This is a genomic window from Streptomyces sp. NPDC047072, assembly GCF_040643855.1.
Lineage (GTDB): Bacteria > Actinomycetota > Actinomycetes > Streptomycetales > Streptomycetaceae > Streptomyces.
This window is the reverse complement of record NZ_JBEYVC010000038.1, coordinates 28,613-49,373: the sequence shown is the minus strand read 5'-3', so window position 1 is coordinate 49,373 and position 20,761 is coordinate 28,613. Positions and strand designations below refer to the sequence as shown.

Here is a 20,761-nt window from a genome sequence, read left to right as displayed (position 1 = left end):
TCGTCAACTCTCCTTGTGCTACTTGGTGTACATCAGGGTGCCGAAGCCGAGCTGGTCGTAGCCGCCGGAGTTGGCGCCGTAGTCGCCGCCGCCTCCCTCGACACCGACGAGATCGCACATGGCGGCGATGTACTTGTCGTCCAGGCGCTTGATGCGGTTGTAGTGGGCGTGGATCATCGCCCAGATCGGGCGGATGGTGCCGCGACCGTAGTCGTTGATCACGGTCTGCTCGTTGTAGGCGCAGTTGTGGCCGCTGCCCCAGCTGTAGGTGGTGAAGGGCACGTCCAGGCCGATGTTGTACTTGGCGACGTACTGGGCGCCCTTGAAGAAGCGGTTGTCGTCGTAGCCGTACAGGTCGACGCCCTGGTTCCAGGCCATCTCGCAGACGGCGGCCATCTGGCCGATGCCCATGACGCTGTGGGACTGGTCGCGGCCGGCCTCCTGCCACTGGCCCAGCGCGTAGCCGTCGTCGTCGGTGTGCAGGAAGGGGACGGCGTTCTTGACGGCGCCGTTTCCGGCACCGCTCCGGTAGTACGTGATGGCTTCGTCGAACTTGTCGGCGTCCTCGCAGAGGATGGAGATCGCCAGGACGGAGGCCAGGTTGCACAGGTCCCAGTTGGCCCAGTAATGCGTGATGCAGGTGTTGTTGTGGTACGTCAGGAACCCGTGGTTCCAGGGGTAGAAGACGTTCACCATCATCTGCTGGAAGGCGGCCAGGTCGAAGTCCGGGTGGTCACGCAGGAGTTCGCCGACGTTGGCGAACTGCCAGCCCTGGAGCCCGGCGAGCAGACAGGCGTCGGTGGGGCCGTCGATCGCGGTCAGGGTGCTCGACCATGCGTTGCAGATGGCCACCGCACAGTCGGCGTGGGCGGTGTCGCCGCTGATCAGCCAGCGCAGGGTGTTCTGGTACGCGGCGGCGATGTCGTTGAACAGGTAGACGTAGTTGTTGTTGGTCCCCGCGCCCCGGTAGGCGGTGGCCTGAGGCGTGGCCGTCCAGGTGGACGCGGAGTGGGCGTTGGCGGTGAGGCGGTTCCACCCGGCCAGCCACGGGTCGACGCCCGCGGCCACTCTCACCCGGGCGCGGTTGATGTCACCGGGGTGATGGAGGGCGCCGGGGTGGTTCCAGACGGTGGGCGCGGCACCGGCGAGGCGGGCGGTGCCGGTGCCGAGCGCGCCTGCTACGGCGAGCCCGCCGACGCCACGCAGTACGTTGCGCCGGCTGGGCATCGCGGCCAGGAACTTCCCTGACGCGTGGGGGGAGTTGGGGTTGCGGCTCATGGGAGTTCTGTCTCCGATCAAGTGGCCCCGGGCGGCTCCGTCCGGGGGCGGCTCTTACTTGATGTGTGGGGGGAGTCAGAGACCGCGCCGGGGTCAGGACGCGGCGGCCGCCTCGGCCTGGGCGGTGGTCAGGAACCTCATGTTGATCACGTGCTCGTTGGCGTACCACTGCACGGTGTCGGTGGTGTAGTACCAGGTCGGCTTGCGCATGGTGTCCGCGATGACCACGCCGTTGACCACGAGGTTCTCGAAGGTGACGTTCTTGATGGCGTGGTCGGCGTCGTAGCCGAGGAAGAGCGACGGGTTGGCGTGGGTGCCCGTGTAGGTGAGGTTCTTGATGTACACGTCCTCGATGCCGCGGCCGGCCGAGGTGTTGTACTTCGCGTTGAACATGACCCGGAAGTTGAGGAGTTGGCCCCAGCGGAAGTCCTCGACGCGCACGTCCTCCACCCGCACGTTCTTGATCAGGTTGGAGTCGCCGGCGTTGAGCGAGATGCAGCCCTGGTAGTTCATCTGGGGCTCGCGGTGGTCGAGGATGTCGACGTTCTGGATGAGCAGGTTCTCGATCGCCTCGGGGGTGTCGCTGTTGCCGTGCGTGCCGACGTTGATGGGGTGGGCCACGTCCGCCCACAGCGTGCTGTTCCTGATGGTGAGGTTGCGGGTGTCGCCGTAGAAGTCGCCGCGGTGGGCGTAGATGGAGAAGCAGTCGTCGGAGGTGCGGGCGAAGACGCCGTCGAAGCTGATGTTCTTCGAGCAGTAGATGGGGTAGCCGTCGCCCCACTGGCCCCAGGTGAAGACGCGGGTCTTCTTCACGCGGACGTTCTCGGCCTGGCCGAAGCCGATGCCGCTGGCGAGGAAGATGACGTCCTGGACCCGGCAGTTCTTGCTGTTCTCGATGTGCAGACCGCCGACGGTGGAGGTCGGGGCGAGGAGCACGCCGTGGCCCTTGACGGTCACGTTCTCGACGCCGATCGCGTCGACCCGGGCCTTGAGGACCGCGCCGCCCGCGAGGTAGAGGGTCTTGCCGCTGGGGACGGCGAGGATGTTGCCGGGGACGGAGTGCAGGCCGGGGCCGTAGTAGAGGACGTCCGGGTCGTCGGCCGAAGGGGCGTGCTTCTCCACGCGGTTGGTGATGACGTGCAGACAGTCGAAGATCTCGTCGTTGATCTGGACGACGACGTCCTTCGGCTCGTCGAGCGTGAACACCACGGTGTCGCCGCCGACTTCGGGCGTGATGCCGTACGAGTCCGGGCGCACCCGGGCCTTGGTGGTGCCGCCCTTGAGGTAGGTGACCTCGATCTCGACCGTCCCGCAGAAGTCGAAGTACACCATCGAGGAGCCCCAGACCTTGCCCGAGCCGGTGGTGGGGTTGATCTCCTTCACACCGGGGGCGTAGCAGGTGAGGGTCTGCCACTCGCCGTCGGGCGCGGTGCGGACCCGGACCTTGAAGCTGGCCTGGGTGCCGACGCCGGCCGGTATCGGGTAGGTGACGAGCTGCGGCGCGGGGGCATCGGCCGTGTCGTCGGCGTGGGCCGCCGTGGTGGTCAGGGAGGTCAGGCCGGCGGCGAGGGCGGCGGCTCCGGCGGCCTGCAGGGTTCTGCGGCGGGTGAGTTCGGTGGTCATGTGCGGCTCCTTGTCGGGCGGGCGGATCAGGTCAGCGGGGCGCTGATGGTGACGAACGAGTGCGGCGGCAGCGTCAGTCGGAGTCCCTGGTCGGTCCTCTTGACGTCGTCGAAGGCGCGCGGGGCGACCGCTTCCGGGGTGCCGGGGGTGTTGTGGTCCTGGATCCGGTCGGCCGTGAGGATGCGGGCGACCGGCTCACCGACAGCGCGGCCGCGCAGGTCGAGGGTCAGCTCGGCCGGCTCCTCGGCGTGCAGGTTGGACAGGGAGATCAGCACCGCCCCGTCCTTGACGCTCGCGGACGCGGACAGCAGTTCCTGCTCCGCGTCCCCGCCGCGCAGGTGGAAGGCGAGCGAAGTGGCGTCCTGGTGGCCCTTGTTCATCTCGAAGACGTGGTAGGTCGGGGTGAGGACCAGCGCGTCGCCGTCGGTGAGGATCATGGCCTGGAGGACGTTGACGGTCTGGGCGATGTTGGCCATGTGCAGCCGCGCCGCGTGCTTGTGGAAGATGTCGAAGTGGGTGGAGGCGACCAGGGCGTCGCGCAGGGTGTTCTGCTGGAACAGGAACCCGGGGTTGGTCCCGGGCTCGACGTCCCACCAGGTGCCCCACTCGTCCAGGACCAGGCCGACCGTGCGGCCGGGGTCGTAGACGTCCATGACGGTGGAGTGGCCGGTCAGGATGCGGTCGATGCGGCGGGCCTGGAGCATCGTCCGGTAGTAGTCGTCGGTGTCGAACTCGGTCGAGCTGCCCTTCGCCTCCCAGGGGCCGGCGATCGTGTAGTAGTGCACGGACAGGCCCTGGAAGAAGTTCTTCGGGGTGGCCTCGCAGCCGAAGCAGCTGATCTGCTGCATCAGCGTCTCGGTCCACTTGTAGTCGGCGTCCGAGGCGCCGGAGGCGATGCGGTAGAGCTTGTTGTCGCCGTGGTCGCGGCAGTAGGTGGCGTACTGGCGGGCGAGGTCGGCGGAGTACTCGGCGCGCATGTTGCCGCCGCAGCCCCAGGTCTCGTTGCCGATGCCCCAGTACTTCACCTTCCACGGCTCGTCGCGCCCGTTGGCCTTGCGCAGACGGACCATGGGGCTGTCGCCGTCACGGGTGAGGTACTCGACCCACTCGCTCATCTCCTGGACGGTGCCGGAGCCGACGTTGCCGCTGATGTACGGCTCGGCGCCCAGCAGTTCGCACAGGGCCATGAACTCGTGGGTGCCGAAGTGGTTGTTCTCCTCGACGTTGCCCCAGTGGGTGTTGACCATCCGGGGGCGCTGCTCGCGCGGGCCGATGCCGTCCTTCCAGTGGTACTCGTCGGCGAAACAGCCGCCCGGCCAGCGCAGGTTGGGGATGTCCAGGGCGCGCAGGGCCTCGACGACGTCGAGCCGGATGCCGCCCTCGTTGGGGATCGGCGAGTCCTCCCCGACCCAGAAGCCGCCGTACACACAGCGGCCCAGATGCTCGGCGAAGTGGCCGTAGAGATGCCGGCTGATCGTCGGGCCCTCTAGGTCGAGGTTGATCACCGCGGTGGTGTCGGTCACGGGTGTACTCCTGTGGGCAACCGGTTTCTTGTAGCGATACAAATGTAGCGTTACAACGAAGTTGCCATCGTGATGCGGAAGCCGTCAAGAGGTCTGCGCCAGAGGAGTTTCCGTCGACTTTCGACATGGTTCCCGCCCCTTGACACCATCGGTCCCCCAGCCCTACGTTCGCCGAAGTTTTCTGCAACCGGTTCCTCGTCGTGGGTGTCTCGGGGCGTGACGCCGCACGGCCGCAGACCCGGTCCATCACCGCTCGGCACCCCTCGGTGCCCCTGAGCGCTTCCTCCTCGTGCCTTCCTCGCGGGCCATCCCCGCACCTCGGCACGCTCTGTACCCACACCGCACGAAAGGCCTCTCCGCCATGCCTGTTTCCCCCAGAGGTGCCCTGGACCGGCGCCGTTTCCTCGTCGCCACCGGTGGCGCGCTCTCCGCCGCCGCGCTGTCCGGCTGCGCCGCCTCCGTCGACTCCGGCGGCGGATCGAGCAGCGGGAAGACGCTCACCGTCATGGGGCAGGTGGACGAGTGGGACGCGAAGACCCGGAAGGGCATCGAGAAGTCGCTGAACGTGACCCTGCGGGTCATGACGTATGACGTCACCAAGCTCAACGCGATGCTGGCGAGCAAGACCCCGCCGGACGTGGTCCGCGGCATCGGCGCGACCGACGCCCCCTACTTCGCGGCGCGCGGCCTGATGACCGACCTGGACCCGTACTTCGCCAAGAGCGACGTGCTCAAGTCCTCCGACCTCGCCCCCGCCAACGACGTATGGCGCTACGACGGCAAGAAGCAGGGCGCGGGCCCCCGCTACGGCATCGCCAAGGACTACTCCCAGGACTCCATGTTCTGGTACCGCAAGGACATGTTCGAGGAGGCCGGCCTCGAACTCCCCAGCGAGACCGAGCCGTTGTCCTGCGACGAGTGGCTGGACCTCGGTGAGCGGCTGACGAAACGCCGGCTCGGCAAGGTGAAGGTGTACGGCCTGAACGCCACCGGCATGGGCGTGTTCTCCCAGCTGATGTGGATGACCGCGTCGGCCGGCGGCAGTGTCTTCGCCGACGACCTCGCCAGTGTCGACTTCTCCTCGCCGGAGGCGCTCAGGGCGCTCCAGTGGTACCTCGACTACACGAAGGCCGACATCGGCCCGAACCTGGTCAACCCCAATCCGGACGGCTGGGACGGTCCGACCTACCAGGCGAACCGGATGGCGATGAGCTGCAACGGCCACTGGTTCGGCGGGATCATCGCCGGTGACGCGAAGCTCTCCGCGGCCTCCCGGTTCGCACCCGCCCCGCAGCTGGGCAGCCACCGCGTCAGCCCCTGTTTCGGCGGCACCGGGTTCTGGATGCCGAAGGACGCCAAGAACAAGGAGGCGGCCTGGAAGCTCTTCGAGTGGTACTTCGCCGGCGCGCCCGCCAAGGCACGGGTGGACTACGGCTGGGGCATGCCGTCGCTGACCTCGCTGCGCGCGAAGCTGCCGGTGAAGACCGCGCTCCAGAAGCAGGCCTACGCGGTCCAGGAGAAGGAGCTGCCGTACTTCTCGGTGCTGCCGGTGAGCCCGTACGCGCAGACGGACGCGCTGAACGCGGTGCTCAGCAAGGTGGTGCCGGACGCCGTCAAGTCCGGCACCAAGGCGGGGAAGCTCGCCGACACCCTCAACTCCCGGATGAACGAACAGCTGGCCCGGGGCAAGGAGTTGCTGGGGTGAGCACCGAGCAGCTCACCGGTACCGAGGACCGTGCGCCGACAGTGGCGGCGCGCCGGGACCAGGGCGCGCGTCCGCCAGCGGCCCGGCGCGCCCGTCGGGCCGGGACCTTCTACCTGTTCGCCGGCCCCTGGCTGTTGGGCTTCCTGGGACTGACCGTCTTCCCGCTCGGCTACGCGCTGTGGCTGAGCTTCACCAACTCCGACGGGCTCTCGCCGAACGCCCGCTTCGTGGGGCTGGCCAACTACCGGGAGGTCTTCAGCGATCCGGACACCCTCGACTCCCTTGCCCGGACCGGGCTGTTCGCCGCGATCACGGTGCCGCTCACGATCATCGCGGGACTGCTCCTCGCGGTGCTGCTCAACCAGCCGATCCGCGGCCGCGGGGTGTTCCGCACCCTGATCTATCTGCCCGCGGTGGTCCCGCCGGTCGGTGCCGCCCTCACCTTCAAGCTGATCTTCGACCGTGACTCCGGCTCCGCCAACGGCATCCTGGACCTGCTCGGCATCAACGGCATCGCGTGGCTCGCGGATCCGTACGCCCGCTACGTGCTGATCATGCTGACGGTGTGGGGCTGCGGCAACGTCATGATCATCTCGCTGGCGGGGCTCCAGGACATCCCCCGGGAACTGCTCGACGCGGCGCGGGTGGACGGGGCGAGCCAGTGGCAGTCCTTCACCCGGATCATCCTGCCGCTGCTCTCCCCTGTGCTGTTCTTCCAGGTGGTCACCCAGCTGATCGCCACGCTCCAGACCTTCGTGCCGCTCCTCATCTCGCTCGACCCCACCCCGAAGGGCGTCGGGGCCGTACCCGAGAGCAACTACCTGATCATGATCGACGTCTTCTCGCAGTACTTCGCCAACGGCCGCTACGGCTACGCCTCCGCGCTGCTGTGGGTGCTGTTCGTCTTCATCATGCTGGTCACCTTCGTGGTCTTCCGGCTCAGCAGGGGCGTCGTCTTCTACTCGGTGGATCCCGAGCAGGGGCAGCCCAAGTCCCGCACGATCGGGGGCAAGTGATGGTTCTGGCCCGGCGCAAGGTCGTCTACATGCTGCTGATCGCGGCGGTCGTGCTGTTCCTGAGCCCCTTCGGCTGGCTGCTGATCACCGCGTTCAAGGCGCAGTCCGAACTGCGCGCGGTCCCCATCCACTGGTGGCCGCACCACCCGTCCGCCGACAACTTCCGGCAGGCCCTGACCCTCTTCGACTACCTCGGCTACGCCCGCAACTCCCTGGTGATCGCGGGTATTTACTCCAGCCTGATCACTCTGGCCTCAGCCTGGGCCGGCTACGGCTTCGCACGCCTCCAGGCACCCGGAAAGAAGATCGTCTTCGGACTGGTGCTGTCGACGATGATGACACCGCAGATCATCACCCTGATCCCGACCTACCTGCTGTTCGCGAGGGCGGACCTGGTCAACACCTACATCCCGTGGGTGCTGTGGGGTCTGTGCGGCGCCCCCTATCTGATCTTCCTGTTCCGGCAGTTCTTCACGAACATGCCCAAGGAACTGGAGGAGGCCGCGATCATCGACGGCTGCGGCCAGATCCGCATCTTCTGGCGGATCTTCCTGCCGCAGTCCTGGCCGGTGATCGCCACCAGCCTGATCCTGTCGTTCAGTTGGAGCTGGGGCGACTACATCGCACCGGCCCTGCTCCTGGACGACGACCGGACCACGCTCGCCGTGAAGATCGCCACAGGGTACGTCAACGAGCACGGCACCGGGCTCTACCACCTGGTCGCGGCGGGCTCGGTGATGTACATCGTGCCGGTCCTCGCGCTCTTCCTGGTCCTTCAGCGGGGGTTCGTCACGGGTGCGGCCACCTCCGGGCTCAAGTGAGGTGCTCCCCGAACCTCACTGACGTCGGCGGGAGTTGAGCCGAGCGGCCTGCCGGGTGAGGTGGTCGCGCTCACCGAGGTCCGTGGCCTGGTGGGCCGCCTCCGCGTACAGCCGGGCCGCCCGGTCCAGGTCGCCGTCGCGCTCGTGGAGGTAGGCCGCGACCGCGGTGAACCGGGGCAGTGCCGGGTCCAGTTCGGCGAGCGCCGCTAGGCCCGCGCGCGGTCCGTCCGCCTCGCCCACCGCGACCGCGCGGTTGAGCCGGACGACCGGGCTGTCGGTCAGGCGCGCGAGCTCGTCGTACCACTCGACGATCTGCACCCAGTCGGTCTCCTCTGCGGTGGGCGCGTCCGCGTGCAGCGCGGCGATGGCGGCCTGCGCCTGGAACTCCCCCAACCGGTCGCGGGACAGGGCCTGTTGGAGGATCGCGACGCCCTCGGCGATCGCCGTGGTGTCCCAGCGACTCCGGTCCTGCTCGGCGAGCGGCACCAGGGAGCCGTCGGGTGCGGTCCGGGCGGCGCGCCGGGCGTGGTGGAGCAGCATGAGCGCGAGGAGTCCGGCCACTTCGGGGTGGTCGATCACGGCGGAGAGCTGCCGGGTGAGCCGGATCGCCTCCGCGGCGAGGTCGACGTCACCGGAGTACCCCTCGTTGAAGACGAGGTAAAGCACGCGCAGCACGGTGGCGACGTCGCCGGGTCGGTCGAACCGCACGTCGGAGACGGTCCGTTTGGCCCGGCTGATCCGCTGCGCCATCGTCGCCTCGGGGACGAGGTAGGCCCGGGCGATCTGTCGGGTCGTCAGCCCGCCGACGGCGCGCAGGGTGAGCGCGACCGCCGACGAGGGCGTCAACGAGGGGTGGGCGCACAGGAAGTAGAGCTGGAGCGTGTCGTCCACGGCGGGCGTGGGGCCGGGTGCCGGTTCCTCGTCGACCCGGTCCTCCCGGCGGCGGCGTGCGGTGTCCGCGCGGGTCTGGTCGAGGAACTTGCGCCAGGCCACGGTGACCAGCCAGCCCTTGGCGTCCCTCGGCGGGTCGGCGGGCCAGACCCGGACCGCCTCGACCAGTGCGTCCTGGACGGCGTCCTCGGCCGCCGCGAAGTCTGCTCCGCGGCGGACGAGGACGGTCAGCACACTCGGCGTGAGGCTTCTGAGCAGCGCCTCATCCACCGGCGTGGCAGTCCGCGACGGTGGGGGCCGCGTGGAGGAACGGGCGCAGCTCCAGCCACTCGTGGATCGGCTTCCCGCCGGCGCCCGGAGCGGCCGACAGCTCGCCGGCCAGTTCGACGGCCCGCTCGTAGCTGTCGACGTCGATCACCATCCACCCGGCGATGAGGTCCTTGGTCTCGGCGAACGGCCCGTCGGTGACGGGCGGGCGCCCCTCCCCGTCGTAGCGCACCCACGTCCCCTCGGGGGCGAGCGCCTGGCCGTCGACGTACTCCCCGGACTTCTCCAGTCGTTCCGCGAAGTCGCGCATGTACTGCACGTGCGCGGAGATCTCCTCGGGGGTCCACTGGTCCATCGGCACGTCGTTGTTGGCTGCCGGGGCGCCGCGGTAGTGCTTGAGCAGCAGGTACTTCGCCATGGTGGATCTCTCCTCGATGCTGATGCGACCCATTGTGGTCGCGTTCACTACGGGGACGGAGCGGGTCACGGGTTCTCGACATCGGTGCCGGAAGTTTTTTCCGGCGACCGCTTATGGACCCGGCTTGACCGTCTTCATCGTGAAATGGGAGGTCACGTTCTTGATCCGGGGAATGGTCATGACCCGCCGGCTGAGGAAGCTCTCGTAGGCGGGCAGTTCGGCGACGGCCACCCGCACGAAGTAGTCGGGGCTGCCGAAGAGCCGGCGCAGCTCCCGCACCTCCTCGGCCGCCGCGAGGGCCGACTCGAAGCGCTCGACCGTCTCCGCGTCCTGCGCCTCCAGGCTGAGGTCGAGCAGCACCTCGAAGGAGCGGCCGACGGAGGCGGGGTCGATCACGGCCCGGCAGCCCCGGATGACCCCGTCGGCCTCCAGCCGCTGCACCCGCCGCAGACACGGCCCGGTGGTCAGCCCGACCCGCTGGGCCAGCTCCACGTTGGTGAGCCGCCCGTCCAGCTCCAGCTCCAGCTCCAGCTCCAGCTCCAGCTCCAGCTCGGCGATGATCCCGTGCCACACGACGTACTCACTCCCCCGGTCACCCGCCGCGACTGCTTCTCCGCGGGCCTCGGCATCGCGCTGGCCGCGTTCGCCGGCTCCCTGGAACTGCTGCTGGTCGGCATGATGGCCACGGTCACACCGCTCGCCGCCGTCGCGCTGACCGTGTTCGTGGTCAACTTCCGGCACGTGTTCTACGCCTTCTCGTCCCGCTCCACCTGGTCAGGCACCCCGGTGGCCAAGGCGTACGCCGTCTACGCCATGACCGACGAGGCGTACGCCGTGAACGCCTCGCTGCCTGAGCACGAGCGGTCGGCGGCGGACTCGTCGGCGTGGTCCTCGGCGCGGCCCTGCCCGCCCCCGTCGAGGGTCTGGAGTTCGCCCTGTGCGCCCTGTTCACGGTGCTCACCCTGGACTCGTTCCGCTCCCGCGAGGATCTGCCGTCCCTGCTGCTCGCGGGCGCGAGCGTGACCGTCGCCCTCGTCCTCACCCCGGGTACGGCGATGTTCACGGTGCTGGTGCTCTTCGTCGGACTGCTCCTCGTACTTGATGGCCGCGAGGCGCCCCTGGTCGGCGGCTGGCCGCACGCGCCACTCGCCGTCGCCGTCACGGTCGCCGTGCACCTGGCCTTCTGCCGCCGCACGATCCTGAGCGTCGGCGCCGGGACGGCCGTCTACGTGGTCCTGCTGAACGCCTTCTGAGCCGGGTGGGTCACCGAGCCGGTCGCCACATCGTCGTGACGACCTGGCCACTCGCGGTGGTGATCCGGCCGTGCGGGGTGAAGCCGACGCTCGCGTACCGTTCCAGGTTCGCCGGGTTGGTCGACTCCAGGTACACGGGCGCACCGAGGGCGTCGACCCGTTCGAGTCCGGCGGCGAGCAGGCGCATCCCGAGGCCCTTGCCGCGGTGGCGGTCGTGGGTGCCCAGGATCGTCAGGTAGAAGTGCGGCTCGGTGGGGCGGGCCGCCTCGAACTGCTTGCCGATCGCATGGATCTCGTGGGCCACCGCAGGGCCCGCGGCCCGCTCCAGCAGACCGTCCAGCTCCGCCGCCTCCCGCGCGGTCAGCTCCTCCTCGCCGGCCGGGATCCACACGGCCGCGGCCTCCACGTCCGGTGTCACCAGCAGCCAGCGGTGACGCAGCGCGGCGGTCGTGTAGACGCGCCACATGGGGGCCGCCTGCTCGGCCCGCCGTTCGGCGTCGGGGAAGACGGGCCCCCACACCGGGTCGTGGAAGAACGCGGTGGTGAAGGTGTCCACGACGGCGTCGACGTCCGCGGCCGTCGCTTCTCGTACGGGGAAGGCCTCCTCGGCCGCGTTCATCGGGGCAGCACCTCCAGCCGTCCTTCGCCGACGAAGGCGACCTCGCCACCGACCCGTACCGAGTCGATGTCCGTGCCGTGCCCGCACGCGCTGATGGTCATCTCACCGACCCGTCCGGTGAATCGTCCCTGTCTGAGGGTCACGGCTTCGCCGTCGTCGATACGGCCGTGCCGGCGCAGGTAGGCGGCAGCGCAGCCGGCTCCGCTGCCGGTGGCCACGTCCTCGGTCGTCCCGTCGTTGTCCCAGTGCCGTGCCTCCAGGGCACCGGCGTCGAGGAGGTAGGCGAACTGGGCGTCGAACCGGTCCAGTTGGTGTGTGATGTCGGAGCGGATGTCCGCGCGGGCCAGGGCGCCTCCGCGGACCGGGAGCACCAGGTAGCGCAGTCCCGTCGAGACGACCTCCGGGGGCAGGTCCGGGTCCAGGTCGTCCGCGTCGAGGCCGAACCACGCGGCCAGGCCCTTGGCGTCCGCGGGGTCCAGTCGGCCGAGGAAGGCGGCCGGCCCCTGGTCGAGGACGCTCGCGTACCGTCCGGGCGCACGCCGTTCCGTGCTCACCCGCACCGTGCGGGCCTTCAGCCGCAGCGTCCAGGTCTCGGGTGTGTCGCCGCCGTGCAGGGCGTGCAGGACGCAGGCGGCGCCGACGACGGGGTGGCCCGCGAAGTCCAGTTCCTGGGTGAGGTCGTAGACCCGCGCCCGCCGGGAGCGTGCCTCGGGAGTGCCGTCCGGGAGGAGGAAGATCGACTCGAAGTGGCGCATCTCCTGGGTGATCCGCTGCATCTGGTCACCGCTGAGCCCTTCGGCCTCCGGGAACACGGCGAGGCTGTTGCCGCTGAACGGGAGGCCGGTCAAGACGTCGACGTGGAGGTAGCGCATGCGGCCGACGCTACGGGCCCGCCCTGCCGAAGGGAACTTTCGAAGGGCAATGAGGTGGCACAGCCCGGGTCACGGACGGCTCTGGTGCGTCTGCCGGAAGGCGCCCGGCGTCACACCGGTGTGGCGGGTGAAGAACTTCCCGAAGTTGGTGGGCTCGGGGAAGCCGAGGCGGCGGGCGACGGTCGCCACCGGTTCGTCGGTGTGGGCGAGCAGCCGTCGGGCCTCCAGGGCCACCCGCGCGTCGATGACGTGTTTCACTGGCTGCCCGGTGGCGCCCAGGCACGCGCGCGTGAGGGTCTTCACGGTGTATCCGAGGCGGTTCGCGTAGTCGGTGGCACGACGGGTGGTGGCGTAGGAGCGCTCCAACTCGGCGCGGAACAGGGCGTACACCTCCCCGCCGGCGTGCGGGTCGGCGCCGCCGTCCGGGTGGGGCAGCCGGTCGATGTGCAACAGGACGGTGGCCAGCAGGAGTTGGAGGATCTCCGCGGAGACGGCGCCCTCGGGGCGTTCGTACTCGGCCCGCATCTGGCCCAGCAGGGTGGAGAGCACGGCGTACTCGGGACGCGTGCCCAACTGCCAACACACGGGCCCGTACCACTCGTTGACGAGTCGGTGGGCGCTGCTGAAGCGGGGCGGGAAGGACGGGGTGAACAGGAGGTGGGTGCCGTCGGTGGTGCCGGGGTCGGTGAACCGCTGGACCTGCCCCGGCCTGTTCCACAGCAGGGTTCCGGGGCGGCAGGGATAGGTCACGAAGTCGATGGCGTGCTCCCCGGTGCCCGCCGTGACCAGGGTCAGGGTGTGGAAGTCCACCCGGTGCACCGCGTCGGGCCGACTGCCCCGCCGCCGCTCCCGCAGCGTCGCCAGGTCGAGGATCTCGAATCCGGGCACCAGCTCCGCGGGCGGATTGAAGTCGAACCGGGGGATCGTTCCGTCCCCGGAGGGATCGCCGACGTCGAGGCCCACGGGAACCATCGGACTCTCCAGATGTCCTCGATCTACTATGCCGCGTCGTCAGCGTATCCCCCCGGCCGTTCGACCGGCGGAACCGTGGGCCGCTACCCGCGGGACCTGGTGTCCCGGACCAGCTGCCAGTCCTGTGAGCCGTCCGTGGCGGTGTTCTGGAGGGTCAGCGGGGCTCCCGCGGACGCGCCTGTCAGGTAGAGGCTCGTGTTCTTGGCGGCCTGGAGCCGGTAGTGGCCGTCAGCGGTCTTGATCAGGTTCCAGGTGCCCGACGTGCTGTTGTCGACCCACTGCCCGATCCGCTGGCCGGCCGTCGCGTTGCCCGTCCAGATCGCCGCCGCGCGGCCGCCCGACTTGTTCAGCAGGGTCGTACCGCCGTTCGGCTCGGTCACCACGTGCCAGTACTGGGTGTCGGGATCCGCCGCGGCCCCGGCGTCCTCCAGGACGACGTCCGGCACGTCGCCGTTGCCGAGGTTCGCGTCGTTGGTCCTGTTGCCGGTGCCGATCACCTGGCCCGTCTTCCGGTTGACGAGCCGGTAGTACGTGCCGTCCGAGTCGCCGAGGTCGACCTCGGCGTAGGCGATCGTGGACGTGCCCTGGTTGTTGAGGATCGCGACCCGGCCGGTGCCCTCGACGTACTGGAGGTTGCGGCTGTAGCCGGCCGGCGAGGTCGTCTGGTACTCCGTCCACACGCCGTCGCTGCGCCCGCTCTCGTTGACCCAGACGTCCCCGCTGTTGGACGCGTTGTAGACGAGCCGCCCGTCCGGGAGCCGGATCACGACCGGGCTACCGCCGCCCACGAGCGGCCGGGACCCGGCGACGACCGGCAGCGCGCCGACCGACATACCGGTCTGGGTGCCGCGGAAGAACTTCAGCGGGTCGTCGGCGATCGCGTACCGGGTGTTGGCCCCGCCGCCCCAGTACTCGAAGGTGAGCATCCACTTGCCGTCCGTCGTCCGGACGACGTTGGTCATGCCCGGCCGCCCGCCGCCGATCTCGGTCTTCCCGCCGCCCATGTCCTGGACGGACCCGGAGATGTCGACGACGGGGTCGCTCCATCTCGCGCCGCTGCCGTCCCAGGTCCGGTGCACGAGGATCTGGCCGTGCGAGTCGGCGGCCGTGTCGTCGGCGGGGTCGAGCTTCGGCACACCCGTGACCGGGTCGAAGCCGGTGTAGTCGTTCTCGTCCGAGTAGTAGCAGACCAACTTGCCCTTGTAGACCATCAGATACGGCTCCCAGAGGGGGTCGACCTGCCGGTACGTGTTGGCCGCCGCGACGTTCCGCCCGATCGCGCCCGCGCTGCCGCCCTGCCATCCGCCGGTGGCGACGACGTTGACGACCTTCCAGCTGCGGCCCTCGTCGGTGCTGGAGTACAGGGCGATCGCCAGGTCACTGCGGTCGCCGTCGTTGTCGGGCGTCCAGTTCGGGTCGGCCGCCTTGTGCTCGCGGTAGTACTGGTCGTCGCCGGACACCACGCTCGCCAGCAGCAGCGTGCCCTTCTTGAGCCCGCCGACGCTCTGCGGCAGCACGTAGAGGTACGGGTTCGTCCAATTGCTCGTGTACTTCGCGTACTTGGGGTCCTTGGAGAGGTACGCCGGTGCCTTGACCTCGGACAGCGGCTGCCAGCTCGTGCCGTGGTCGTCGCTCTTGTAGACGGGCAGGGTCTGCCCGTCGGCGCTGCCGGACGCCGGTACGACGGTGGACTTCTCGAACGACGCGACCAGCCGCCCGGAGGGCAGTTGGGCCGACTTCGGGTAGACGGCGCAGTTGCCCCGGCCCTTGAGGCACGGGTCGCTGCCCAGTTGGTAGAGGATCCCGCCGGTCGGGTTGTACGCCTGCGCTCCCGCGGCGGGGATCGCCAGGAGGGCGGAGACCGCGGCGAAGGTTCCCAGAGCTCTGCGTGTGCTGCTTCTCATCGTGCGGTTTCCTCCTGTGCGCTGTTTGCCGTGACGAAGACGCGTACGTCCCACGCGCCGAGTCGGACGGTCGTGCCGTCCTGGACGTCCGAGCCGTCCAGGACGTCGGTCAGGTGCCCGGGGGCCTCGACCAGGGCGGGCTCCCAGCTCCAGTTGTGGACCACGTGGACGCGGCGCCCGTCGGGAGAGGTGCCGGTGGTGGCGGTGACGGAGGCGGGCAGGTTCCGCCAGCCGCTACGGGGCTCCGGCGCCAGCCAGGCGGCGAGCGCCTGGGCGAGGTCCCGGCCGGGGACCGTGCCCACGGTGGTGACGCGGCCGGCTCCGTGGGTACGGGTGGTGACCGCGGGCCAGCGCCCGAAGTGCGGGTGCTCGTACGCCACCAGGACATCGGCGTCGGTGACGGTCAGACCATCGGCCCAGTGGGTCGCCGTCGCGCCCTGCGGCAGCTGGAAGGGGGCGTCGGCCGCGGCCCGGACCGGCAGTGGCCGGGTCAGGTTGCTGAATTCGTCGTACGAGACTCCCGCCGCGTCGGCCAGGCGGCCGGGCGCCGGTTCGCGGCGGGCCCGGGCCTCGTGGTCGGCGTAGCCGGTGCGGGGGCCGAGGACCAGGTGGCCGCCCGCGTGGGCGTAGGCGGCGAGCCAGTCCAGGGTCTCGTCGTGGGCGAGGTAGAGCGCGGGGACGACCAGGACCGGGTGTCGGCGCGCGGCCTCCTCGGGGGTCGCTCCGGTGAACTCGCCGTGCGGGTCGTGGAGTTGGCGGGCGTGGACGACACGGACCTGGCGTCCGGCGTCGAAGGCCCCGCGGTAGAAGGGGTCGAGGATGCGGTGGTAGGCGGCCGGGTCCGGCTCGCCGTCCGGCGTGGACAGCGGCGGGTACTTCTGCATCAGCCACTTGCTCGGCGTGGAGTACACGAGGGTGATGTCGGCGTCCGGTTCGAGCCCGGCGACCAGCTCGCCGGCCCGCTCGAACTCGGCGCCCAAGGTGGCGAGTTCGCGGTAGGTGCGGCCGGGCTGTCCGGTGTGCGGGAGGATCCCGCCCCAGTAGGTCTCGGCGCCGAAGTGCAGGGTGTGCCAGTGCCAGTACTCGATCATGCGGGCGCCGCGGGCGACGAGCGCCCAGGCCGCCTGGCGCCACTGGCCGTCGTAGGCGGGGCCGTTGTCCCAGGGGAAGCCGATCGAGCCCGCGTTGGTCTCGGTGACGAGGAACGGCTCCTGACGGGAGGAGAACATCCAGTCGGCGGTCTGGTACAGCGCCCACACGCCGGTGGTCTTCCACTTCTGCTCGTGGCCCTCAGGGGTGGGGTCGGGCAGCAGCAGACCGTCCTGCATGTCGTAGTACGGGTTGCCGGAGGCGATGTCGAGCCGGTCGCTCAGCTCGTGGTCCTCGACGCCGGAGCGCGTGTAGGAGATGCAGGTGGTGACGAACTGCCCTGCGGAGGCGTACTCGCGGACGAGGTCGGCCTGCCATCCGATGAACTCGGTGACCTGGCGGGCCTGGAACTCCCGCCAGGCGACGTCGTACTGCGGCTGTTCGTTGCCGTCCGGCGTCCACAGGTCGGCCCAGGTGGACAGTCGGTGCGACCAGTAGACCAGCCCCCACTCGCGGTTGAGGGTCTCGACGTCGCCGTACTTCGCGCGCAGATGGTCGACGAAGCGCTGGAAGACACCGTGGTTGTGGAAGAGGTGCAGTCCCGGCTCGTTGTCGACCTGGAAGCCGATCACGGCGGGATGGTCCGCGTACCGGGCGACCATCTTGCGGATGATCCGCTCGGCGTGGAAACGGAACGCCGGGTGGGTGAAGTCCACTTCCTGCCGGGCGCCCCAGCCGATCCGCTCGCCGGTGCGGCGCTCGCCGGTGATCTCGGGGTACTGGCGGGCGAGCCACGGCGGTACGGCGTACGTGGGGGTGCCGAGGACGACCGCGATGCCCCGCTCGTGGGCGCCGTCGAGGACGGGCTGGAGCCAGTCGAGGTCGAAGCGCCCGTTCTCCGGCTCCCAGGTGGACCACACGGACTCGCCGACCCGGATGACGCTGACGTGGGCCTCGGCCATGAGGTCGAGGTCGGTCTTGAGACGGTCCAGGGGACGGTCGTACGGCTGGTACTCGTAGTAGTACGCGGCACCGAACAGGACGCGGGCGGGCAGTTCCGCCATGGGGGCAACCTCCGGAGAAGACAAGGGAATTGGGGGGAACGCGCGTCCTACTGCTTGACGCTGCCGGTGGCCAGGCCGCTCTGCCAGTAGCGCTGGAGCATCAGGAAGGCCACGACGAGCGGGACGATCGAGAGCAGGGAGCCGGTCACCACCAGCGCGATCATGTCGCTGCTGGCTCCGGAGCCGCCGTTCTGCGCCTGTTCGGCCCAGGAGGACAGCCCGACGGTGATCGGGTACAGGTTGGGGTCGTTGAGCATGATCAGCGGCAGGAAGTAGTTGTTCCAGGTGGCGACGAGCGTGAAGAGCAGCACGGTCACCAGGCCCGGGGCCAGCAGCCTGAGCGCGATCCGGAAGAAGATGCGGGCCTCGCCGGCGCCGTCGATGCGGGCGGCCTCCAGCAGGCTGTCGGGGACCGCGTCGGCGGCGTAGACCCGCATGAGGTAGAGGCCGAAGGGGTTGACGAGAGAGGGCAGGATCACCGCCCAAGGGGTGTTGACCAGGCCCGCCTTGGCGAAGAGCAGATAGGTGGGGATGGCCAGGGCGGTGGTCGGGACCATGACGGCGCCCAGGACCAGGTTGAAGGCGAGGCGGTCGCCGCGGAAGCGGAACTTGGCGAAGCCGTAGCCCGCGGCCGCCGCGAGCAGGGCCGCGCCGACCGCGCTGACGCCCGCGTACACCGCGGTGTTGAGCAGCCAGCGCAGGAAGACCCCGTCGTCGTGGGTGAAGGTCTCCTTGACGTTCGTGAGCAGTTGCGGAGTGTGCGAGAACCACAGACCGAAGCTGTCGAAGAGGTCCTGGGCGCTCTTGGTGGAGGCGATGACCAGCCAGAAGAGGGGCAGCAGGAAGTACGCGAGGGCGGCCAGCATGGCGATGGTCAGCGGGGTGCTGCGCCGGGAGACGCTGCTCAAGGGGTCCTCCTGCGGTTCGCGGTGAGCAGGACGCCGTAGGAGGCGATCACGATGACCAGGCCGAGGAGGAAGGAGACCGTGGCCGCGTAGTTGACCTGCTGGCCGGTGAAGGCGAGGGAGTAGGCGTAGAGGTTGGCGGTGTAGGAGCTGCTGATGACGTCCGGGGCGATCTTCATCAGCAGGTTCGGCTCGTTGAAGAGCTGGAAGCTGCCGATCACGGAGAACAGCAGGGTGAGCAGCAGGGCCGGCCGCAGCGCGGGCAGCTTGACGGACCAGGCGGTGCGCCAGGCACCGGCCCCGTCCATGGCGGCGGCCTCGTACAGCTCACCGGGGATGGTGCGCAGGGCCGCGTACAGGATGATCATGTTGTAGCCGACGAACTCCCAGGTGACGATGTTCGCGAGGCTGCCGAGCATCCAGCCCTCGCTGAGGAAGTGCGGTGCCGGGAGGTCGAGTTCGCGGCTCAGCTGGGCGAAGGGCCCGAAGTCCGGGCCGTACAGATAGCCCCACATGAGCGCGGCGACCACGCTCGGGACGGCGTACGGCACGAAGATGCCGAGCCGGATCACCCGGGCGAGGCGCAGCAGCCCGCTGTCGAGCGCGAGGGCGAAGAGCAGCGCCAGCAGCAGCATCAGCGGGACCTGGACGACGAAGAACAGGGCCACCCGGCCTACGCCGTGCAGGAGTTGAGGGTCCGTCAGGGCGGTGGCGTAGTTGTCCAGGCCGACGAAGACCGTCCCGCCGATCAGCCTCTCCTGGAAGAGGCTGAGGTAGGCGGCGTAGCCGAGCGGGGCGAGGAAGAGGAGGAGGAACAGGAGCAGGAAGGGGGCGACGAACAGCGGTCCCGCCAGGCGGCGTTGACGTCGGACGACCCGCTCGGGGGCGATCGCGGTCATGTCACGTTCCCTTGACGGTGAAGCCCTGCTTCTTGGCGTAGGTGGTCAGCCGGGTCTGCCAGGCGTCGAGCGCGGCGACCGTGTCGGCCTTGTCCGCCAGGGACTTGCCGACGGTCTCGGTCCAGTCGGTGGCCGCCTGGTCGAGGAAGGGGGGCCACGGGAAGGCGGGGTCGACGGTGTCGCTGATGGAGGCGAACAGTTCGTTGACCTTCTGGCCGCCGTAGAAGGTCGCCCGGTCGCCGGTGAAGGACGGGTCCGTGAGCAGGGCCTTGGTGGCCGGGAAGAAGGACTGCTGGGTGGCGAACATCTTGGCGCTGGCCGGGTCGCTGTTGAGGAACAGGGCGAACTGCGCTGCCGCGATGGGGTTCTTGGTGGAGCGGACGACCGCGGTGGTCGAGCCGCCCCAGTTGCCGGAGGACGGCTTGGCCGCGTCCCACTGCGGCAGCGGGGCCGCCCGCCACTTGCCGGCCGTCGACTTGGCCGAACCGGAGAGGAACGCCGGTCCCCAGGCCGCGGTGAGCCAGGTGGCGTACTTGCCCTTGTTGAAGCCGGCGTACCAGCCGTCGGTGAAGTCCGGGTCGGTGCTGATGACGCCCTCCGCGGCGAGGCCGCCCCAGTACCGGCCGAGCTTCTGGGAGACGGCGTCGTCGACGTCGATGGTGATGTCGCTCTTGCCGGAGAGGGCGTACGGCTTGGCGCCCGCCTGCCAGAGCAGTCCGTGCCAGGCGGCGGCCTCGTTGGCGGCGAGGTTGGTCAGATAGACACTCGGGTCCGCCTTGTGGAGCTTGCGGGCCGCCGCGGCGAACTCGTCCCAGGTGGTGGGGACTTGGATGCCGTGCCGGTCGAAGATGTCCTTGCGGTAGAGCATGCCCATCGGGCCGGTGTCCTGGGGGACGGCCCAGACCTCGCCCTTCGGGCCGCTGACCTGACCCCACGTCCAGGCGACGAACTTGTCCTTCAGGGCGGTCGCGCCGTACGGGCCCAGGTCCAGCAGGCTGTCGGTGATCGTGAAGGTGGGGATCGCCTGGTACTCGATCTGCGCCAGGTCCGGGGCGCCGGTCCCGGCCTTGAGGGCGGTGCGCAGCTTCGTGTAGTGCGTGACGCCCTGGCCGGCGTTGACGATCTTGACCTTGATGGCGGGGTACTTCTTCTCGAAGAGCGCCACCTCCTGCTGGATGTTGGGGACCCAGGTCCAGAACGTCAGCTGGGTGGGCGTCTTCATGGCCTTGTCGATGTCGGCCTGGGAGGCCGGCTGGGCGGCGGGCGAGTCGCTTCCGCCACCGCCACCGCAGGCGGAGAGGGCGGCGCCGAGGGACACGGCACCGGTGGCGGTGAGGAAGAGCCTGCGGCTCATTGCGGACGAGGGGATGGACGATCTGGACATGCTGAACTCCCGCCGTGGCGAAGGAAGATGGAGAGAAGTGAGGAGGAAGGAGAGGGAGGGGGAGACCGGCAGGGGTGTGCCGGTGAGTGCGGAGGGGGTGACGAGACACACGCGGACCCGCGACCGGGACATGACGGTGGCCGGGCCGGAGGAGGGGGTCCGTACGGAGTGCGTGACCGGGCGCGAGGCGGGACCGTATGGTCGGTCGTCGGATCGGTCGCGGTGATCCACCCTGGTCACGGCTCGCGGTGGCGCGCC

General features: G+C 69.6%; 19 protein-coding genes. 5 read left to right on the top strand and 14 right to left on the bottom strand.

Going from position 1 to position 20,761, the window contains the following annotated elements; genetic code table 11:
* Nucleotides 1–18: 18 nt before the first annotated feature.
* The 3 genes from ABZ896_RS18780 to ABZ896_RS18770 form a co-directional block, all read right to left on the bottom strand.
* Nucleotides 19–1,278, bottom strand: a complete 1,260-nt coding sequence (locus ABZ896_RS18780) for an alginate lyase family protein (protein ID WP_360929674.1) — start codon at nt 1,276–1,278, stop codon at nt 19–21.
* A gap of 93 nt (nt 1,279–1,371) precedes the next feature.
* Nucleotides 1,372–2,901, bottom strand: a complete 1,530-nt coding sequence (locus tag ABZ896_RS18775) for an endo-polygalacturonase (RefSeq protein WP_360929671.1) — start codon at nt 2,899–2,901, stop codon at nt 1,372–1,374.
* Between the two features lie 26 nt (nt 2,902–2,927).
* Nucleotides 2,928–4,424, bottom strand: a complete 1,497-nt coding sequence (locus ABZ896_RS18770; RefSeq protein WP_360929668.1) for an alpha-L-arabinofuranosidase C-terminal domain-containing protein — start codon at nt 4,422–4,424, stop codon at nt 2,928–2,930.
* A gap of 361 nt (nt 4,425–4,785) precedes the next feature.
* Between ABZ896_RS18770 and ABZ896_RS18765 the strand changes: the two genes are divergently transcribed.
* The 3 genes from ABZ896_RS18765 (at nt 4,786) to ABZ896_RS18755 (ending at nt 7,966) form a co-directional block, all read left to right on the top strand.
* Nucleotides 4,786–6,129, top strand: a complete 1,344-nt coding sequence (locus ABZ896_RS18765; RefSeq protein WP_360929665.1) for an extracellular solute-binding protein — start codon at nt 4,786–4,788, stop codon at nt 6,127–6,129.
* Nucleotides 6,130–6,242: 113 nt separating this feature from the next.
* On the top strand, nt 6,243–7,145 hold the full coding sequence (locus tag ABZ896_RS18760; RefSeq protein WP_360929744.1) for a sugar ABC transporter permease: 903 nt from the start codon (nt 6,243–6,245) through the stop codon (nt 7,143–7,145).
* Nucleotides 7,145–7,966: a carbohydrate ABC transporter permease gene (locus tag ABZ896_RS18755; RefSeq protein WP_360929741.1), complete on the top strand. Its 822-nt coding sequence runs from the start codon at nt 7,145–7,147 to the stop codon at nt 7,964–7,966. Before ABZ896_RS18760 ends, ABZ896_RS18755 begins: the two co-directional genes overlap by 1 nt.
* A gap of 15 nt (nt 7,967–7,981) precedes the next feature.
* Here the strand turns inward: ABZ896_RS18755 and ABZ896_RS18750 are convergent, their stop codons facing one another.
* From ABZ896_RS18750 to ABZ896_RS18740, 3 genes are all read right to left on the bottom strand, one after another.
* Nucleotides 7,982–9,127, bottom strand: coding sequence for a DUF6596 domain-containing protein (locus tag ABZ896_RS18750; RefSeq protein ID WP_360929663.1), 1,146 nt, complete (start codon nt 9,125–9,127; stop codon nt 7,982–7,984).
* Entirely contained in the window at nt 9,120–9,542 is a 423-nt protein-coding gene (locus tag ABZ896_RS18745) for a YciI family protein (RefSeq protein WP_360929660.1), read from the bottom strand. Before ABZ896_RS18745 ends, ABZ896_RS18750 begins: the two co-directional genes overlap by 8 nt.
* A gap of 111 nt (nt 9,543–9,653) precedes the next feature.
* On the bottom strand, nt 9,654–10,283 hold the full coding sequence (locus tag ABZ896_RS18740) for an Lrp/AsnC family transcriptional regulator (RefSeq protein ID WP_360929657.1): 630 nt from the start codon (nt 10,281–10,283) through the stop codon (nt 9,654–9,656).
* On the opposite strand from ABZ896_RS18740, the gene ABZ896_RS18735 reads away from it, so the two are divergent.
* Together ABZ896_RS18735 and ABZ896_RS18730 are read left to right on the top strand one after the other, a co-directional pair.
* A complete protein-coding gene (locus ABZ896_RS18735; RefSeq protein ID WP_360929654.1) occupies nt 10,218–10,565 on the top strand; it encodes an AzlC family ABC transporter permease in 348 nt (115 codons plus the stop codon). The two genes, ABZ896_RS18740 and ABZ896_RS18735, sit on opposite strands and share 66 nt — an antisense overlap.
* Complete coding sequence (locus ABZ896_RS18730; protein WP_360929651.1) at nt 10,496–10,795, top strand: hypothetical protein; 300 nt, start codon at nt 10,496–10,498, stop codon at nt 10,793–10,795. Before ABZ896_RS18735 ends, ABZ896_RS18730 begins: the two co-directional genes overlap by 70 nt.
* 10 nt (nt 10,796–10,805) lie before the next feature.
* Here ABZ896_RS18730 and ABZ896_RS18725 read toward each other — a convergent pair whose 3' ends face one another.
* From ABZ896_RS18725 to ABZ896_RS18690, 8 genes are all read right to left on the bottom strand, one after another.
* Nucleotides 10,806–11,414 (bottom strand): GNAT family N-acetyltransferase, encoded by a 609-nt coding sequence (locus tag ABZ896_RS18725; protein ID WP_360929648.1) that lies wholly within the window; start codon nt 11,412–11,414, stop codon nt 10,806–10,808.
* Nucleotides 11,411–12,286 carry a PhzF family phenazine biosynthesis protein gene (locus ABZ896_RS18720; protein ID WP_360929645.1) on the bottom strand — a complete coding sequence of 292 codons (876 nt, stop codon included), beginning with the start codon at nt 12,284–12,286 and terminating at the stop codon, nt 11,411–11,413. Before ABZ896_RS18720 ends, ABZ896_RS18725 begins: the two co-directional genes overlap by 4 nt.
* A 69-nt stretch (nt 12,287–12,355) precedes the next feature.
* Nucleotides 12,356–13,258, bottom strand: coding sequence for a helix-turn-helix transcriptional regulator (locus ABZ896_RS18715; protein ID WP_360929642.1), 903 nt, complete (start codon nt 13,256–13,258; stop codon nt 12,356–12,358).
* Nucleotides 13,259–13,341: 83 nt separating this feature from the next.
* Entirely contained in the window at nt 13,342–15,162 is a 1,821-nt protein-coding gene (locus ABZ896_RS18710; RefSeq protein WP_360929639.1) for an RICIN domain-containing protein, read from the bottom strand.
* Nucleotides 15,159–17,315, bottom strand: a complete 2,157-nt coding sequence (locus ABZ896_RS18705; protein WP_360929636.1) for a beta-galactosidase — start codon at nt 17,313–17,315, stop codon at nt 15,159–15,161. Before ABZ896_RS18705 ends, ABZ896_RS18710 begins: the two co-directional genes overlap by 4 nt.
* A gap of 47 nt (nt 17,316–17,362) precedes the next feature.
* On the bottom strand, nt 17,363–18,181 hold the full coding sequence (locus tag ABZ896_RS18700; protein ID WP_360929738.1) for a carbohydrate ABC transporter permease: 819 nt from the start codon (nt 18,179–18,181) through the stop codon (nt 17,363–17,365).
* A gap of 38 nt (nt 18,182–18,219) precedes the next feature.
* Nucleotides 18,220–19,119, bottom strand: coding sequence for a sugar ABC transporter permease (locus ABZ896_RS18695; protein ID WP_360929633.1), 900 nt, complete (start codon nt 19,117–19,119; stop codon nt 18,220–18,222).
* A gap of 1 nt (nt 19,120) precedes the next feature.
* A complete protein-coding gene (locus ABZ896_RS18690) occupies nt 19,121–20,503 on the bottom strand; it encodes an extracellular solute-binding protein (protein ID WP_360929630.1) in 1,383 nt (460 codons plus the stop codon).
* Nucleotides 20,504–20,761 lie beyond the last annotated feature (258 nt).

What these genes read in the sequence shown, in the direction of transcription:
- ABZ896_RS18780 (WP_360929674.1), bottom strand. Translation starts at nt 1,278, where the DNA reads ATGAGCCGCAACCCCAACTCCCCCCACGCGTCAGGGAAGTTCCTGGCC.
- ABZ896_RS18775 (WP_360929671.1), bottom strand. Translation starts at nt 2,901, where the DNA reads ATGACCACCGAACTCACCCGCCGCAGAACCCTGCAGGCCGCCGGAGCC.
- ABZ896_RS18765 (WP_360929665.1), top strand. Translation starts at nt 4,786, where the DNA reads ATGCCTGTTTCCCCCAGAGGTGCCCTGGACCGGCGCCGTTTCCTCGTC.
- ABZ896_RS18755 (WP_360929741.1), top strand. Translation starts at nt 7,145, where the DNA reads ATGGTTCTGGCCCGGCGCAAGGTCGTCTACATGCTGCTGATCGCGGCG.
- ABZ896_RS18745 (WP_360929660.1), bottom strand. Translation starts at nt 9,542, where the DNA reads ATGGCGAAGTACCTGCTGCTCAAGCACTACCGCGGCGCCCCGGCAGCC.
- ABZ896_RS18735 (WP_360929654.1), top strand. Translation starts at nt 10,218, where the DNA reads ATGATGGCCACGGTCACACCGCTCGCCGCCGTCGCGCTGACCGTGTTC.
- ABZ896_RS18725 (WP_360929648.1), bottom strand. Translation starts at nt 11,414, where the DNA reads ATGAACGCGGCCGAGGAGGCCTTCCCCGTACGAGAAGCGACGGCCGCG.
- ABZ896_RS18720 (WP_360929645.1), bottom strand. Translation starts at nt 12,286, where the DNA reads ATGCGCTACCTCCACGTCGACGTCTTGACCGGCCTCCCGTTCAGCGGC.
- ABZ896_RS18715 (WP_360929642.1), bottom strand. Translation starts at nt 13,258, where the DNA reads ATGGTTCCCGTGGGCCTCGACGTCGGCGATCCCTCCGGGGACGGAACG.
- ABZ896_RS18710 (WP_360929639.1), bottom strand. Translation starts at nt 15,162, where the DNA reads ATGAGAAGCAGCACACGCAGAGCTCTGGGAACCTTCGCCGCGGTCTCC.
- ABZ896_RS18705 (WP_360929636.1), bottom strand. Translation starts at nt 17,315, where the DNA reads ATGGCGGAACTGCCCGCCCGCGTCCTGTTCGGTGCCGCGTACTACTAC.
- ABZ896_RS18700 (WP_360929738.1), bottom strand. Translation starts at nt 18,181, where the DNA reads ATGCTGGCCGCCCTCGCGTACTTCCTGCTGCCCCTCTTCTGGCTGGTC.
- ABZ896_RS18695 (WP_360929633.1), bottom strand. Translation starts at nt 19,119, where the DNA reads ATGACCGCGATCGCCCCCGAGCGGGTCGTCCGACGTCAACGCCGCCTG.
- ABZ896_RS18690 (WP_360929630.1), bottom strand. Translation starts at nt 20,503, where the DNA reads ATGTCCAGATCGTCCATCCCCTCGTCCGCAATGAGCCGCAGGCTCTTC.